Raw genomic sequence first — 14,988 nt, 5'->3', positions numbered from 1 at the left:
GAACAATTTTATTACAGACTCAGAAGGAAGGAATATGGAGAGGCAGACAATGTTGCGTCGTCAGTTCCTCGCTGCCACCGGCGTCGCCGGTGTTGGCGGACTGGCGGGGTGTTTCGGTGGCAGCAATGGCGAGGGAACCGAGGAGAGTGACCCAGAGACTGACAGTCAGGTCAAGGAGACAGAGCCAGAATCGATGGGCGGAACCGACACGCCGGGGGAGACGCCCTCCGAGACGGAGACGCCCTCCGAGACGGAGACGCCCTCTGAGGACGAGTCGGTTACCGTCTCCGGGTCGCTGGTCGGACCGTCGGGGTCACCGGTGACGTCGGGGCAGATAGACTTCCTGACTATCCCCGAGTACCCGGAGATCGTCTCACCCGAGGAGGACGGCACGTTCTCGGCGGAACTCACTTCGGGCCTCGACTACACAGTGGTTCGCGAGAGTGGTTACGGTGACTCGATCGACGGGGTGCCCGACGTCTACGTGATAGACAAACTCTCGTTTACATCGGACACCGACCTGGGCGAAATTAGCTTGCCAGAGGCCTACAAAGTGGACGTGACCGTCGAGACGGCGGAGGGCGAGGACCTGACAGACCAGGTGAAGGTATTCATCTCGCACACGAACGACGGGGTGACGGGCGGGAATGCGGTCGTCAGCGGCGACCCCATCGAACTGACCGGCGAGGTGACGTTCAGCGCCGACTACGAAGGGGAGACGAGAGAAAAGACCGTCACGATTACCGAGGCGCAGTCGGTGACGTTGACGTTCTAGTCCGCGAGCGCACGGTTACTTCTCGCGGCCGCCCTGCATCCCCTCTTTGAACCCGAGGATGGACCGTCTGACCATCAGGTACATGAAGAAGAAAAAGCCCAGGACGAGCGCGAGAAGCACCCACGTGAGCAGCCCGACCTCTATCATAGCCGGCGGTTGACGGCCACCGGACAAAGAGGTTTCGGGGTGGCGTGGCGCGTATCGGGTCGGCTCACCGTGGCCGCGTGACCGTCTCGAAAACTTCCCCGTCGGGCGAACGCAGGCGGACCCGAAGCGCCCCCTCGTCGACGTCGAGTTCGGCGTGGGCCGGGCGGTAGCGGCGCGGGTCGGCGTAGCTCCCCGGATTGACGAGCAACCGACCGTCCAGCTCGCCGAGTTCGGGCCGATGGGAGTGGCCGACGACGACGATATCCGCGTCCTCCTGACGGGCGAGCATGGCCAGGGCGGTGTCGGAGTGGCGGTGGCCGTGGACGACCAGGAGACGGTGGCCGGCCCACTCGACGGTCGCCTCGGCAGGCAGGCGTTCCCGCAGCGCCGGCCGCTCGTTGTTGCCGGCGACCGCAGTCAGCCCGGCGGCCTCAGCCTGGATAGCGTCGTAGACGGCTTCGGTCGTGAAATCCCCGGCGTGGACCACGTGGTCGGCGGCCCGGACCGCATCGAGGGTCTGGCCAGTCAGTCGGTGGGAGTCGGTGCCGTGCGTATCGGAGATGACGGTGAGCATACGCTTCCTTTCTGCTCCAGATATAAATCCAGAACCACTTTCACCCGGCATCGTGAGGGGGTGATAATGGCAGGCAGCAAATCAGTCGTCTTAGCCGCCCTGGTCGCCAACGGAGCCATTGCTATCCTGAAGTTCTTCGGCTTCCTGTTGACCGGGAGCGCAGCGATGCTGTCGGAGACCTACCACTCTCTCTCCGACACTGGCAACCAGGTGTTCCTCCTCATCGGTATCCGCTACTCCGAGCGGAAAGCCACCCGACAGCACCCCTTCGGTTACGGCAAATCACAGTTCTTCTACAGCTTTCTGGTCTCGGTGTTCCTGTTCGGTATCGCGGGCTGGGAGAGCCTGAAACACGGCTACAGCGAGATTACCAGCCACGGCGGCCACGGCGGGGGCAGCGGCGGCATCGACTTCCTCTTTATCCAGTACACGCCGCCGGCGTGGCTCGACCCGGTATGGGTGAACTACACGGTCCTGCTGGGCGCCTTTGCCTTCGAGACGTGGGCGCTGTACAAGGCCCGCGCGGAGATGCAACGGCAGATGAAACGCAACGACTGGGACAGTTACCGGGAGGCGTTCCGCAAGACCAGCGACGTGACGACGCTGACCGCACTGACCGAGGACACCATCGCGCTGCTGGGTATCGTCATCGCGCTCGTGGGGCTCGTCCTCGCACAGCTGACCGACAACCCCGTCTACGACCAGATTTCGGCGGTGCTCATCGGTATCATGCTGATGGGCTTTGCCCTGGCGCTGGCCTGGGAGAACAAGCGGCTCCTGCTGGGCGAGAGCCTCCCCGCAGACGAGGGCAAGCGACTGCGTGACGTCATCACCAGTAACGAGCACGTCGAATCCATCGTCGACTTCCGGACGGTGTATTTCGGTCCCAACGAAGTCATCGTCTCCGCGGATATCGCCTTCCGTGACGGCCTCGAGACCGAGGCGATGGACGACGCGATTACGGCTATCGAGGACGAACTGAAAGCCACCAACGGCGACATCCGCAAGGTGTACATCGAGCCCGAAGCGGTCCCGGAAGCGGCCTGAAACGAGCGGTCCGCACGACGGTTTTGAACCCACAGTTTTGCCGCCGGTGACCTTTCGATTCTGAACGACAACAGTGGTGAACGAGCACCGTGTATCCACTAGTATGAACGACAGTTCGGGAGCGGCGCTCGGTCGTATCGTCCGGCTCGCGCTCGTCGCGCTGGTCGTCGTGCTCGCGGCCACCGGTCCGGCCGCCGCCCACTCCGGTGACGACGGCAGGCACCACCACGACGGCTGGATGGGGACCCACGGCGGGATGGGCTGGGGCATGGGCTGGGGCGTCTGGCTCCTGTGGCCCGCGCTCCTCCTGCTCGGCGGCGTCGCCGCCTACGCCCTCTACAGGAGTGCAGACGGGGCCAGCAACGGCGGCGGCAGCGACGACGCGATGTCGGCGCTCCGAGAGCGGTACGCCCGGGGCGACATCGACGACGAAGAGTTCGAACGGCGGCGGCAGACGCTGCAGCGCGGGGAGCCCTAGGCCGGTGAATCGGGATGCAGATGATACTCATCGACAGCGTGCTCGAAGCGCTCCGCATCGGCGTCGGCTTCCTCTGGACGGCGGCCTGGGCCATCATCATGGGACTTGTCATCACCAGCCTCGTTCAGGTGTACGTCTCGAAAGAACGGATGGCCCAGCTCCTCGGCCGCGGCGACGTTCGGGGCGTCACGCGAGCGACGCTGTTCGGCGCGGCCAGCAGCGGCTGTAGCTTCGGCGCCGTCGCCATCGGCAAGGGACTGTTCAAGAAGGGGGCCCACGTCGTCCCGTTCCTCGCCTTTATGTTCGCGTCGACCAACCTCATCGTCGAACTGGGGCTGATGATACTCGTCCTGCTGGGCTGGGAGTTCCTGCTGGCCGAACTGCTCGGTGGACTGATACTCATCGCCGTGATGGCGCTGCTGGTCCACCTGACGCTGCCCGAGACGCTCTTCGAGCGGGTTCGCGAGGAGCTGGCCGAACGCGACCGCGAGGCCGGCACCACGGAGGACCCGACCTGTGGGATGGAGGGCAAAGACGAGTACACCGTCGTCACGGACGGTGGGGAGACGCTCAAATTCTGTTCGCCGGGCTGTCTGGAGACCTACGAGCAGGCGGTCGCGGGGCGGGGAAGCTGGCGCGAGGAACTGCGCTCGTGGGGCGGCTGGTACAAAGTCGCGAACCAGTACCGCAAGGAGTGGTCGATGCTCTGGACGGACGTCGTCGCCGGCTTCCTGATATCCGGGTTCGTCATCGTCTTCGTCCCACAGTGGGTGTGGAACAGCCTGTTCCTCGGCGGCGACGGGGTCCTCGTGAGTGCCGAGAACGCCGTGATGGGGGTTGCTATCGCCGTGGTGAGCTTCGTCGGCAGCATGGGCAACGTCCCGTTCGCCGTCGCACTCTGGGGCGGCGGTGTCAGCTTCGCCGGCGTCATCGCGTTCGTCTACGCCGACCTCATCACGATTCCAGTCCTGAACGTCTACCGGAAGTACTACGGCTGGAAAGTGATGCTGTACATCCTCGGCGTCTTCTTCGTGACGATGGCGTTTACCGGGTTCCTGATGGAACAGCTGTTCGACCTGCTGGGCATCGTCCCGGACCTCGCCGGCGGCGAGACGGCCACCGAACAGGAGTTCTTCGTGGTCGATTACACGCTCGTACTGAACCTGCTGGCCTTTGGGCTCTCCGGGTTCCTGCTGTACGTCTACCGCCGTGGGCTGGGCGCGCCCGGCCAGTACCGCGACCCGGTCTGTGGGATGCGGGTCGGCGATGACGGACCCAGTGCGGCGGCCGACGGCGAAACCTACCACTTCTGTTCGGCGACGTGTCGACGGACCTTCGAGGAGTCACCAGGTGCGTACACCGCCGACCACTCCGTTCCGGCCGACGGGACGGCCCACGACCACCACTGACGACGGTTACCCGTACACTCCGATATCCTCGGCCCACCACGGGACAGGCACGCGCTCCGTATCGGTGGTGACCGCCATCCGAAGGTAGACGATGGTCCCGTCGGGCCGGCGCTCCCAGTGGTCGACCTCCCTGATGACGCCCTCGCTATCGACGTAGAGCCGCGACTGGGCCGAAATCGAGGGGTCCACCCCGGACCCCCGTCCCGTGGCGTTGACGGCGACGACCGCCAGGTTTCGCCCGCCACGACGGACCGTGTCGACCCGCTGGTAGCCGTCCTCGAGCAGGACCTGTCCGAGGCGGGCCTCGCCGGACCGGGTGGGGACGTACGGGACCGTGGCGTTGCTCGGCTCGCTGGTGTAGGCCCGGTCCGGGTCGTCGCTGGCCACCCGGTAGCGCCGGCCGTCGAACAGGATGGCGTCGTCGACGACCGGCCCGAGGGTCCGCCGGACCCGCACGACGCCGCGCTCGCGGTCCACCCACACGTCCCTGGTGTTCTGTGGTCCCTCGCGTACGACCCGGCGGTGGAAGCTCCGGTCCGAAAGGGCCGCGTCGTGGCGCGCGAGAACCCGGTCGATGTCGACGCTCCCGTTGGCTCTGGGAACGTCGACGTCAGAGGCGTCCGGCGTGGTGATGGGGACCGGCGTCACCGTCGGCTCGTCGGCGCTTGCCCCGAGTCCGAGACCGCTACAGCCCGCCAGCACGACGAGCGTGACGACGGCGAGCGAGCGATGCATATCCCAACGAAGGACTGCTGAGGCAAGTGACTGCCGGGAGTATCGGCGACCGACCAGGAACGGGTGCGTGTAGCCGATTGACTAATCACCGCGGGTGGGACTGAAAGGGGCCGACCGTTCGAGTAGCCTGGGCGACGCTAGCACCGAGCGAAGCGAGGCGCGCAGCGAGCCCCGGCAGTTTCGTGAGCGAAGCGAACGAAACCTCGATAGGCGAGCGAAGTGAGCCTATCGGCACTCGAACGGTCGGGGGCTTTCTGGCGGTTCGGGGTCCCGGCACCACTATCAGACGTATCGCATACTGTTCCTAGGGCCGAACCCTTTTGCCCGATAGCGGCCAACTACCCCCCAGTGACGACAGACGACGGCTATCTACGCTTTTTCCCCTTCGAGGAGCCCTACGACCACCAGCGGGAGGCGATGGACACCATCTACGAGGCGCTGGGGGAGGGCGACGACGTGCTCTTCGAGGGGGCCTGCGGAACGGGGAAGACGCTCGCGTCGCTGGTCCCGGCGCTGGAACACGCCCGCGAGACGGGCAAGACCGTCGTCATCACGACCAACGTCCACCAGCAGATGCGCCAGTTCGTCGAGGACGCCCGCGCCATCACCGAACAGGAGCGGCTCCGTGCGGTCGTCTTCCGGGGGAAGGGGTCGATGTGTCACATCGACGTGGACTACGAGGAGTGCCAGGCCCTGCGGGACACGACCCGGGAACTCGTCGACGTGGAGGAAGACATCGCTCAGCTGGAAGAGCGCGAGGGGGAGCTACTGGCGGCGGGCCAGGACGGTGACAGCGAGGCGATGGAGGCCCGCAACGCCGTCGTCGAGGAGCTGCGGGACCTCCAGGAAGAGATGGACGAACTCGAGAGCGAACGGTCGACCTGTGACCACTACTACCGGAACCTCACCGTCGACACCAGCGAGTTCTACGCCTGGCTCTACGACGACGTGCGCACGCCCGACGACGTCTACGAGTACGCCGGCGACCGGGGGCTGTGTGGGTACGAGCTCCTCAAGGAGGGGATGGAGGGCGTCGACCTCGTCGTCTGTAACTATCATCACCTGCTGGACCCGACCATCCGCGAGCAGTTCTTCCGCTGGATCGGCCGGGACCCCGAGGACATCATCGCCGTCTTCGACGAGGCCCACAACGTCGAGTCCGCCGCTCGCGACCACGCCCGCCGTACGCTGACCGAGAACACCGTAGACCAGGCCATCGAGGAGCTCTCCGGCGTCGAGGACTCGCGAGCCGAGAACGCCGCGAACGTGCTGGGTACCTTTCGGGACGCGCTGGTCGAGACCTACGAGGATTCGTTTGGATTTGGCGACCGCGAGGCCGTCGACGAGCACTGGGACGACATCACCATCGCGAACGACGACCGGAAGGACGATCTGACCCTCTCGTTCTTCCAGGCCTACAGCGGGCCGGGCTTTCACGAGGAGGTCGACCTGGCGCTGGACCTCGGTCGGGAACTCGACGAGCGCTACGAGGAGCAGTTCAAAGAGGGGGAACTGGACACCCGCAAGGAGTGCCAGACGCTCCAGGCAGCGGGCTTTCTGGCCGACTGGCTCTCCGAATCGGACGCCACCGGGCAGTACCCCGTCGTCAGCGTCCGACGGGACGAGTCCACGAGCGAGGTCTACGGCCGCGCGGAGCTGTACACCTGCATCCCGGAGCAGGTGACCCGCGAGCTGTTCGACGATCTGCACGCCGCCGTGTTGATGAGCGCCACCGTCCGCCCCTTCGACGTGACCGAGGACGTCGTCGGCCTGGACGAGCCGGTGACGATGGCCTACGGCGACCAGTTTCCGGAAGACCGGCGCCGGACCTACGCCGTCTCCGGGCCGGCGCTGTTTTCCAGCGAACGGGACGACCCCGAGACCCAGCGCACGATAGCGCGAACCCTGGAGGATATCATCCGCTTTACCCCCGGAAACACGCTCGTCTTCTGCCCCTCCTACAGCGAGGCCGAGCGCTACCACCAGATGGTGGCCGTCTCCGGGACCCGGTATCTTGACGAACCGGGCAAACAGGCCCGCGACCTGCGGGAGGCTTTCACCGACGACGACGGCGCCGTCCTCTTTACCTCGCTGTGGGGGACGCTGGGCGAGGGCGTGAGCTACGACGGCGACGACGCCCGGACCGTCGTCGTGCTGGGCGTGCCCTATCCCCATCTGGACGACCGGATGGAAGCGGTCCAGGACGCCTACCAGACCGCGTTCGGGGAGGGCGAGGGCGACCACCGGGAGGCCTCGAAGGACGACGAGGCCGGCTGGCGCTACGCCGTCGAGATTCCCACTGTCAGAAAGACCAGACAGGCCCTGGGCCGGGTGGTCCGCTCGCCAGAGGACTTCGGCGCGCGCATCCTGCTGGATAAGCGCTACACCGAAGCGGCGGAGATGGAGATGCACGACTACGCCGTCCGCGGCCGGTTCCCGCCCGAGGAGCGCAAGGAGATGGTCGACATCGGCCCCGAGAAGTTGAAGTTCGCGCTGTTGAACTTCTATCAGGATATGGGCGCCTACGACGGGCCACCGCCGAAGCCGTAGCTGCGTGTCCGGTGGCTTCGCCACCGGTTCGCAGGACCGAACGGAGTGAGGTCCCTGTTTCGGGTCACCCGAGCTGTGCCCCTGGCAGGCGGTCCCGTTTCGCGTAGAGGACGACCAGGCCCCAGACGGCGGCCACCGCGATACCGACCGGGCCCCTGAGGAGCATCGAAATCAACGAGACGGAGATGAGGATGCCGGCGAACGCATACGAGACGACGATGTATGCCGACGGCCCCGAAATCGTCCGTTCGCGGAAGTCCTCCAGGCCACGTTTTCGGACGTTCACGAGTCCGAACGTGTCCACGAACAGCCAGTAGCCGTCGCCGTGGAACAGTGGACAGAGACTGCCGGCAATCCGGAACACCGACCCGATGACGTAGAGCTGGAGTCCGAGCGTCCAGCCGGCCGCCCCGACGGTGGCGCCGACGACCGACAGGATGAAGCTTACCTCCACGAAGGGCCCGGCCAGACTGATCCACCGCCGCACATTACGGGGAAGTATCCAGGCCTCGTGGGTCTTCGTGGTCAAGACCGGGATAATGCCGTTCATCGTCGAGAGCTGGAGCGAGGGGTCGAAGTACGGCCGGGACGCGACGTAGTGGCCCCCCTCGTGAACGAGTATCGTGACGATTGTGAGGGCCACGACAGTCACGATATCGAACGGGGTCAGTGCGCTCACACTGTTCGGAAGTGAGCCGATCTGTGACGCGGCGACGGTGACCAGTACCGAGGCCAGACCGAGGAACAGCGCCGCCCGTGGCCAGAATCGGATATCGTCGGGTGTGACCACCCGTTCGACGGGGCCGTTCTGGCGGACGTACCCCTGCTCTATCAAGCGGTCGAGGACGGTGGCCGCATTGTCCGGCAGTTCGTCCCTTGAGAGTTCGCCGGTGGCCAAGTCCCGGAGCATCGTGACGACGTCCTCCGAGACGCCCCGAAGTCCCCCATCACTGTCCAGCAGGTACCAGAGCGACTCCGTGGCTCCCCAGGTGAAACCGAACTCGCCGTCTGGAATCGTGGTCTCAGTCTCGGGCGTCACGGTTGGTGGGCAGTCGTCGTCAGGTACTTCGCCAGCGCATCGCTCACAGACTGGCCGCTGTTGGCATCGGCGTAGGCGAACGCGGGGGTCTGGTTCACCTCGAGGAGCGCGTGCCCGCCATCGGGACGTCGGCGGATATCGACGGCGCCGAAGGTGAGTCCGGTCGCGTCTGCGGCAGCCAGTGCTGTCTCGCGGACCTCAGATGAGAGCGTCGCCGGGACCAGCTCGACCTCCTCGCCGCGCCGGTCCGCGACCTTGAACGAGTAGGCCTCGCTCTCGTATCTGGTCGCACCGACAACCGCGCCGTCGAGAACGTAGACCCGGAGGTCCTCGCCGGGGACGAACGCCTGGAACTGGACCGGCGCAGTCTCGAGGTTAGCGAGCTTCTCGGGGTCCAGGTCCGCCTCGGTCACGACGTTTGGCTCCGCCCCGCGGGATACTGGTTTGAACAGTACCCGCTCGTGTGCAGAACAGAACTCCCGGACGACCGACGGGTCGTTGGTAAACACCGTATCTGGAACCGGAAGGTCCCGCTGTTCGAACTGGCGGAGCTGCCAGGGCTTTCGCTCCTGGAGGTAGTGGGTGGACTCGCTCGGAATCACGGGAACGCCGTTCGACTCGAAAACCCGGCAGAGACTTTCGAAGAGACTGCGATACTCCTTGAGCTGTATCAACGCCGAATACGGGTTCTGGTCGTCGAACTGTTTCTTGAAGCAGATATCTGTTGGTCGGAACAGGGAGGGGGCGTGGGCGTAGACGCTGCCGACATCGTCCAGGGAAAACTGGGCGTCCGTGACGAACTCGTCGCTCGCCGGGTCGAGCCGTATGGGAGCCCCGCCGGGCCACTCGGAGATGTCGACGACGATTGGGTCACCACCCTGGTCACGGAGCGCTGCTTCGAGGAGCTGGATTTCACCCAACCCCGCCCGACCGATGACGACAATAGACATATATTTCATTTTCAGATATAGGAAAATAAGCGTTTTCGAGTGAGATACTAATCCACGACCCCCGCGACTGCCGCAGTCGCGCAGTGATTTAATTTCTTCTACCACTACATTTATTATTTATTATTTCTAACCTTCATATTGGGATGTCAGACCACTATATCGAATCCCTGGACGAGAGCCCCGATTTCGAACTTGAAGAGCGTGAAAACGCGTCGTGTCACGGCGACTTCTGGAGAACAACCTATTTCTGTTTGGAATTGGCGTAGCGACGTCTCGCCAACCACACCCATTTTATCCCCGATACGTCCGTTCCAACAGCACTGTGTATCGGTTTTCGCCGCCCGGGTGAAACCGGATAGTTTGAAAGGTTTGGCCCAGAACCACCACGCAATGCTAGTCGCCTTCGACTTCGACGGGACCCTCTCCGACTCGGAGATGACCGTGTTGCTGGGCAACCAGAACGGCACCGCCCAGGACATGGCCGATATCACCGAGCGGGCGATGAACAACGAGATAGAATACGCCGAGAGCCTTCGCCAGCGCTGTGAACTGCTCGCTGACCTGCCCGACGAGCAGGCACAGGCGGCCTTCGACGAGGTCGAGCTGCGCCCCGGCGCGGCCGAGGTCATCGCCGCGCTACGGGAGGCCGGCCACTACGTCTCGATTCTGACCGGCGGGTTCGACCGCGGGGTCGAAGCTGCACTCGAAACGGAGGGCGTCGAGGTCGACGCCATCGTCGCCAACCGCCTGCCGGTCGCGGACGGCGCACTGACCGGCGCGGTCGAAGGCCCGCTCATCGAGGGCACCAAAGACGACGCCCTGGAAGTCGCGACGGCTATCGTCGGCGAGGACCGGTCGGATACCATCGCCATCGGCGACGGCGCCAACGACCTCCCGATGCTCGAAGTCGCCGGACTGGCCGTCGGCTTCGAGCCGAAACCCGCCGTCGAGCCCGCGTGTGACGTGACCGTCTCGACGATGGACGAGCTGTACACGCTGCTCGAAGAGCGAGACGTGCTGTAGCGCCGGCGACGGCCTTACCGGTCCGGTTCTATCGTGCCACAGCCACAGGCCGGGCAGTTGCGTCGCTCCCGTTCGAATGTGAGCCGGCAGAACCGACAGACGTAGGACTCGTTCCGGCCGCCGAGCGCGTCCGTGAGTCGTTTGAGCACGGGCATGGGGGTAGCTCCGTGGATGTGTGACACTGTTAGGACAGTACCGACTTCTTTCTTTGGATTGTCACAGAATCAGCGAAAAAGATACACGTGCAAACATAGAACTCGGCCAAGTGAGAGAATACATCCTCTATTGGCTCGAAGACCGTTAGATTGGTCAGTCAGTTCGTGAGGTCTCGAAAAGCAGGATGTGGTCGTCGGTTACGACGACTGGGCGATAGCCTGGTCGAGGTCGGCGATGATGTCGTCGACGGCTTCCGTCCCGACGGAGAGCCGGACCATGTCGCCACTGACGCCGGCGGCGGCCTGCTCCTCGTCGGTAAGTTGCTGGTGAGTCGTGCTGGCGGGGTGGATGATGAGCGTCTTCGCGTCGCCGACGTTGGCGAGCAGGCTCGCGATCTCGGTCGACTCCACCGTCGAGCGGGCGGCGTCGTAGCCCGCCTCCAGCCCGAACGTTATCATCCCGCCGTAGCCGCCGTCCAGATACTCGCTTGCGGCCTCGTGGGTCTCGTGGTCGGAGAGGCCGGGGTAGGTGACCCAGGAGACCTCGGGGTGGTCGTCGAGGAACTCCGCGACGGCCATGGCGTTGTCGCAGTGGCGGTCCATCCTGGCGGGGAGCGTCTCCAGGCCCTGCATCGTCTGCCAGGCGTCGAAGGGGGACTGCTGGCAGCCCAGGTCACGCAGCCCGCGGGCGATGGCGGCGTACGTGAAGGCGGCGTCGCCAAAGCGCTCCTGGAAGTTGACGCCGTGGTAGGCCGGGTTGTCGCCGGCGATTTCGGGGTACTTCTCGGCGTGCTCCTCCCAGGGGAACGAACCCCCGTCGACTAGCACACCGCCCACGGTCGTCCCGTGGCCGTGTATCCACTTCGTCGTGGAGTTCCAGACGAGGTCCGCGCCGTGTTCGAGGGGGTTACAGAGGTACGGCGTCGCGAAGGTGTTGTCGACGAAGAACGGACAGCCGTGGTCGTGGGCGATGTCGGCCAGCCGCTGGAGGTCCGGAGTCACTAGGGCGGGATTACCGATGGTCTCGCAGTGGACGTAGGCCGTGTCGTCGTCGATGGCCTCGGCGTAGGCGTCGTAATCCAGCGTGTCGACGAAGCGGGTCTCGACGCCGTTGCGTGGCGCAGTATGGGTGTAGTAGGTGTACGTGCCCCCGTAGAGTGAGGAGGCGGTGACGACGTTGTCGCCGACGTCGGCGAGCAGGAAGGTCGCGAGGTTCAGCGAGGCCATCCCAGACGCGGTGGCGACAGCACCCACCCCGCCTTCGAGTGTGGCCAGCCGCTCCTGGAGCTGCCCGACGGTGGGGTTCATCAGCCGCGAGTAGATGTGGCCCGGTTTTTCGAGTGCAAACTGGGCAGCGGCGTCTTCGGCGTCCTCAAAGACGTAGGAGGTGGTCTGGTAGATAGGCGGGGCCCGCGCTCGGGCTTCGCTGTCCGGTTCTTCCTGGCCGACGTGCAGGGCGTCTGTCTCGAATCCGTGGTCGTCGTCGCTCATACAGAGAGATACTGGACGGGGAACCCCTTAATTCCCTATTGAGCGGCGAACGAGTCTGGTGGTCCGGGGTAGCGGTGAATGTTGGCTGGGTCGGTGACGGGGGAAGCAGGACAGCGGTGCGAGTCGTCCACGGCGCCGACACAGTGGCCGTGAGCGGCCTCCGTGCCGCGAAGACGGGGGAGGGCAGGCTGTCGAGAAAATCATCCGGCGGCTCCGCCGCCGGTTCCCCGGAAGCGCGCCGCTGGCGCGCTTCCGGCCTTTTTCATGAACGTTTTTGCAAGCGGGGGTTCGCATCGCGAACCCCCCGCAGCAAAAAGGTTCAGGTGAATTTACGGACCGTCATATCCAGCGTGTCCAGGTCCAGGATGGGCGCGTAGCCCGAGTCGGGGTCGATGTTGACGGACTTCTGGAACTCCGTCTGGGCCTGCCAGCAGCCCGAATTCAGCGCCAGCACGTTGTGGTACTTCCCCCAGCCCAGCTTGTGGACGTGGCCGGTGTGGAAGACGTCGGGGACCTCCTCCATCACCAGATAGTCCCTGTCTTCGGGTGCGAGACGGGTGTGGCCGCCGTACTGCGGGGCGACGTGGCGCTTTTTCAGGAGCTGGTACATCGCCTTGTGGGGCTCCTCGTAGCTGGCCTCCTCGTCGGGCAGTTCCGCGATGACCTCGTCCAGCGAGACGCCGTGATACATGAGGATGGTGACGCCCTCCACCGTCACGAGGGCGGGGTTCGAGTGGACGCTGGCGTCGTGGACGGACATGATATCCCGGAGTTCCTCGTCGAAGCCGGGCTGGGGCTCGGCCAGCCGGACGGCGTCGTGGTTGCCCGGAATCATGCGAATCTCCATGTCGCCGGGGACCTCCTTGAGATACTCCGAGAACTGCTCGTACTGCTCGTAGATGTCGATGATGTCCAGCTCCTTGTCCTGTTCGGGGTAGATGCCGACGCCCTCGACCATGTCGCCGGCGATGAGCAGGTACTCGACGTGTTCCGCTTCGGGGGTGTGGAGCCAGTCGGTAAAGCGGTGCCAGGCGTCTTCCATGAACTCCTGGCTACCGACGTGGACGTCGGAGATGAGCGCGGCCTGAACCGGTCGGTCGGCCGTCGACGGGCTGTGGGTCCGGGGGATGTCCGGGAAGTGCAGCGAGTCGACGAACAAAATTCCGGAATCGTCGGCCAGGGTTCCGTCGACAGCGATGACCTCGTCCAGCAGGAGCTGCTGGACAAGGTCGGCGATGGGGCGGTCTTTCATCACCAGACACGGGAACGTGCCGTTGGTGTCTTCGAGTTCGACCAGCCAGTGGCCGCTGGCGGTCGAGCGGATATCGGAGACCATCCCGATGAGGGCGGCCTCGCTTCCCCCGGCCATGTTCTCGATGGCGTCGGTCGGGCGGTGGTTCACCCGTCCCCGCAGCTTGCTCGCGAGCTTCTCGTAGCGGTCCCGGAACACCTGCACGAAGTCGTTGTACTCTCCGGTGCCCGTCGAGTCGCCGGTCATGTCGTTGGCGACCTCGATGGCACGCTTAGATATATCAACGTCGCGAGACCCCTTCGTTTCGACTGGAACACCGTCCCCCACGTCGGGCGAGTTTGGCGGCTCCGTTCCAGTTGAAACAGAGGGGTCTTCGGGTTCGGTCGCCGACGTGACTGCACTCGCCCCGGTCTCGGCGTCCTGGCCCGGCGTCGACGTGGCGGCGGCACGCGATTCCGACCGGTCGAGTACCGAATCGACGTGGTCGACGGTGAGTTTTAGCGCGTCGTCGGGCATCGTTTCCAGTGCGCGTTCGAGCGCGGTCTCTGACTCCGGCGCGCCGGCCAGACGCGTCACTGCCGCCGGTTCGGCGTTGTAACCACGGCTGGCCAGCTCGCTGACGATACGGGCCGGCGTCGAGAGTGGCACAGTATCTCTCAACGCGCCGGTCCGCAAAAGGCTAGCGGACGGTAACTGGTTGCCACAGCGGAATTTTGATTGTTCGTCTCCCGGTACGCACGCACGAATGAATGGTGCCGATGAGTCGGCGTCGAGTGACGGCGAGCCGCCACAGTCCGTCCAGTACGGGCTGGACATCCTCGGCAGCGCTGGGACAGTCTTCCTCGTCGGGCTGTTGGTCCTGGCGGTCAGCGGAATCTGGCCGCCACTGGTCGCCATCGAGAGCGGGAGTATGGAGCCACAGATGGAACGGGGGGATATGGTGTTCGTGATGGCAGAAGAGCGCTTTGCGGGTCCGGGCGCCAGAGATGGCGTGGTCACCGCAGCGACAGCCGAGTCGTCCGGCTATAATCGCTTCGGACGACCCGGAGACGTCATCGTGTTCGCTCCCAACGGGAGCGACCAGCGGACACCCATCATCCACCGGGCGATGTTCTACGTCGAGGCGGGGGAGAAGTGGTACAGCCGTGCCGACCCGGAGTACATCGGCGACGCCGAAAACTGCGAGGAACTGACCAACTGCCCGGCAAAACACGAGGGGTTCATCACGAAAGGGGACGCCAACGGGAGGTACGACCAGGTTCAGCCGATCAAGAGTACCGTGGTCCGACCCCGATGGGTCATCGGGACCGCCGAGCTTCGGGCCCCCGGACTGGGGTGGGTCCGGCTGTCGGGACCCGGGTGA

At 64.8% G+C, this 14,988-nt stretch carries 15 protein-coding genes; 7 read left to right on the top strand and 8 right to left on the bottom strand.

The window, feature by feature from the left end; all coding sequences use genetic code 11:
• Positions 1 to 34: 34 nt before the first annotated feature.
• The gene (locus EGD98_RS10420) at positions 35 to 775 is read left to right on the top strand and encodes a hypothetical protein (protein WP_220588314.1); all 741 of its coding nucleotides are present in this window, start codon (positions 35 to 37) and stop codon (positions 773 to 775) included.
• A gap of 15 nt (positions 776 to 790) precedes the next feature.
• Here the strand turns inward: EGD98_RS10420 and EGD98_RS21020 are convergent, their stop codons facing one another.
• Both EGD98_RS21020 and EGD98_RS10415 read right to left on the bottom strand, forming a co-directional pair.
• Positions 791 to 922: a DUF7859 family protein gene (locus tag EGD98_RS21020; protein ID WP_268899159.1), complete on the bottom strand. Its 132-nt coding sequence runs from the start codon at positions 920 to 922 to the stop codon at positions 791 to 793.
• Positions 923 to 986: 64 nt separating this feature from the next.
• Positions 987 to 1,496 (bottom strand): metallophosphoesterase, encoded by a 510-nt coding sequence (locus EGD98_RS10415; RefSeq protein WP_220588313.1) that lies wholly within the window; start codon positions 1,494 to 1,496, stop codon positions 987 to 989.
• A gap of 66 nt (positions 1,497 to 1,562) precedes the next feature.
• Here EGD98_RS10415 and EGD98_RS10410 point away from each other — a divergent pair, with 66 nt between their 5' ends.
• The 3 genes from EGD98_RS10410 (at position 1,563) to EGD98_RS10400 (ending at position 4,430) form a co-directional block, all read left to right on the top strand.
• Positions 1,563 to 2,543, top strand: coding sequence for a cation diffusion facilitator family transporter (locus tag EGD98_RS10410; RefSeq protein WP_220588312.1), 981 nt, complete (start codon positions 1,563 to 1,565; stop codon positions 2,541 to 2,543).
• A gap of 103 nt (positions 2,544 to 2,646) precedes the next feature.
• Complete coding sequence (locus EGD98_RS10405) at positions 2,647 to 3,021, top strand: SHOCT domain-containing protein (protein ID WP_220588311.1); 375 nt, start codon at positions 2,647 to 2,649, stop codon at positions 3,019 to 3,021.
• Positions 3,022 to 3,035: 14 nt separating this feature from the next.
• Complete coding sequence (locus EGD98_RS10400) at positions 3,036 to 4,430, top strand: permease (protein ID WP_220588310.1); 1,395 nt, start codon at positions 3,036 to 3,038, stop codon at positions 4,428 to 4,430.
• Positions 4,431 to 4,436: 6 nt separating this feature from the next.
• Here the strand turns inward: EGD98_RS10400 and EGD98_RS10395 are convergent, their stop codons facing one another.
• A complete protein-coding gene (locus EGD98_RS10395) occupies positions 4,437 to 5,165 on the bottom strand; it encodes a hypothetical protein (RefSeq protein ID WP_220588309.1) in 729 nt (242 codons plus the stop codon).
• Between the two features lie 348 nt (positions 5,166 to 5,513).
• Here EGD98_RS10395 and EGD98_RS10390 point away from each other — a divergent pair, with 348 nt between their 5' ends.
• Positions 5,514 to 7,715: an ATP-dependent DNA helicase gene (locus EGD98_RS10390; RefSeq protein WP_220588308.1), complete on the top strand. Its 2,202-nt coding sequence runs from the start codon at positions 5,514 to 5,516 to the stop codon at positions 7,713 to 7,715.
• Positions 7,716 to 7,779: 64 nt separating this feature from the next.
• Here the strand turns inward: EGD98_RS10390 and EGD98_RS10385 are convergent, their stop codons facing one another.
• Both EGD98_RS10385 and EGD98_RS10380 read right to left on the bottom strand, forming a co-directional pair.
• Positions 7,780 to 8,754, bottom strand: a complete 975-nt coding sequence (locus tag EGD98_RS10385; protein ID WP_220588307.1) for a zinc metalloprotease — start codon at positions 8,752 to 8,754, stop codon at positions 7,780 to 7,782.
• Positions 8,751 to 9,704, bottom strand: a complete 954-nt coding sequence (locus tag EGD98_RS10380) for an ATP-grasp domain-containing protein (protein WP_220588306.1) — start codon at positions 9,702 to 9,704, stop codon at positions 8,751 to 8,753. The genes EGD98_RS10385 and EGD98_RS10380 overlap by 4 nt, the downstream gene beginning before the upstream one ends.
• A 390-nt stretch (positions 9,705 to 10,094) precedes the next feature.
• Between EGD98_RS10380 and serB the strand changes: the two genes are divergently transcribed.
• Positions 10,095 to 10,727 carry a phosphoserine phosphatase SerB gene (gene serB / locus EGD98_RS10375; RefSeq protein ID WP_220588305.1) on the top strand — a complete coding sequence of 211 codons (633 nt, stop codon included), beginning with the start codon at positions 10,095 to 10,097 and terminating at the stop codon, positions 10,725 to 10,727.
• A 14-nt stretch (positions 10,728 to 10,741) separates the two neighbouring features.
• Here serB and EGD98_RS10370 read toward each other — a convergent pair whose 3' ends face one another.
• From EGD98_RS10370 to EGD98_RS10360, 3 genes are all read right to left on the bottom strand, one after another.
• On the bottom strand, positions 10,742 to 10,882 hold the full coding sequence (locus tag EGD98_RS10370; protein ID WP_220588304.1) for a hypothetical protein: 141 nt from the start codon (positions 10,880 to 10,882) through the stop codon (positions 10,742 to 10,744).
• 198 nt (positions 10,883 to 11,080) lie between these two features.
• Positions 11,081 to 12,373: an O-acetylhomoserine aminocarboxypropyltransferase/cysteine synthase family protein gene (locus EGD98_RS10365; RefSeq protein WP_220588303.1), complete on the bottom strand. Its 1,293-nt coding sequence runs from the start codon at positions 12,371 to 12,373 to the stop codon at positions 11,081 to 11,083.
• 319 nt (positions 12,374 to 12,692) lie between these two features.
• Positions 12,693 to 14,273: a DNA-directed DNA polymerase II small subunit gene (locus EGD98_RS10360; protein WP_220588302.1), complete on the bottom strand. Its 1,581-nt coding sequence runs from the start codon at positions 14,271 to 14,273 to the stop codon at positions 12,693 to 12,695.
• 97 nt (positions 14,274 to 14,370) lie between these two features.
• Between EGD98_RS10360 and EGD98_RS10355 the strand changes: the two genes are divergently transcribed.
• A complete protein-coding gene (locus EGD98_RS10355) occupies positions 14,371 to 14,988 on the top strand; it encodes a S24/S26 family peptidase (RefSeq protein WP_220588301.1) in 618 nt (205 codons plus the stop codon).

The sequence above is a fragment of the Haloarcula salinisoli genome (assembly GCF_019599405.1).
Classification (GTDB): domain Archaea; phylum Halobacteriota; class Halobacteria; order Halobacteriales; family Haloarculaceae; genus Haloarcula; species Haloarcula salinisoli.
This window is presented reverse-complemented; position numbering and strand designations above follow the sequence as displayed.

What these genes read in the sequence shown, in the direction of transcription:
- EGD98_RS10365 (WP_220588303.1), bottom strand. Translation starts at nt 12,373, where the DNA reads ATGAGCGACGACGACCACGGATTCGAGACAGACGCCCTGCACGTCGGC.
- EGD98_RS10395 (WP_220588309.1), bottom strand. Translation starts at nt 5,165, where the DNA reads ATGCATCGCTCGCTCGCCGTCGTCACGCTCGTCGTGCTGGCGGGCTGT.
- EGD98_RS10415 (WP_220588313.1), bottom strand. Translation starts at nt 1,496, where the DNA reads ATGCTCACCGTCATCTCCGATACGCACGGCACCGACTCCCACCGACTG.
- EGD98_RS10400 (WP_220588310.1), top strand. Translation starts at nt 3,036, where the DNA reads ATGCAGATGATACTCATCGACAGCGTGCTCGAAGCGCTCCGCATCGGC.
- EGD98_RS10420 (WP_220588314.1), top strand. Translation starts at nt 35, where the DNA reads ATGGAGAGGCAGACAATGTTGCGTCGTCAGTTCCTCGCTGCCACCGGC.
- EGD98_RS10355 (WP_220588301.1), top strand. Translation starts at nt 14,371, where the DNA reads ATGAATGGTGCCGATGAGTCGGCGTCGAGTGACGGCGAGCCGCCACAG.
- serB (WP_220588305.1), top strand. Translation starts at nt 10,095, where the DNA reads ATGCTAGTCGCCTTCGACTTCGACGGGACCCTCTCCGACTCGGAGATG.
- EGD98_RS10380 (WP_220588306.1), bottom strand. Translation starts at nt 9,704, where the DNA reads ATGTCTATTGTCGTCATCGGTCGGGCGGGGTTGGGTGAAATCCAGCTC.
- EGD98_RS10370 (WP_220588304.1), bottom strand. Translation starts at nt 10,882, where the DNA reads ATGCCCGTGCTCAAACGACTCACGGACGCGCTCGGCGGCCGGAACGAG.
- EGD98_RS21020 (WP_268899159.1), bottom strand. Translation starts at nt 922, where the DNA reads ATGATAGAGGTCGGGCTGCTCACGTGGGTGCTTCTCGCGCTCGTCCTG.
- EGD98_RS10405 (WP_220588311.1), top strand. Translation starts at nt 2,647, where the DNA reads ATGAACGACAGTTCGGGAGCGGCGCTCGGTCGTATCGTCCGGCTCGCG.
- EGD98_RS10410 (WP_220588312.1), top strand. Translation starts at nt 1,563, where the DNA reads ATGGCAGGCAGCAAATCAGTCGTCTTAGCCGCCCTGGTCGCCAACGGA.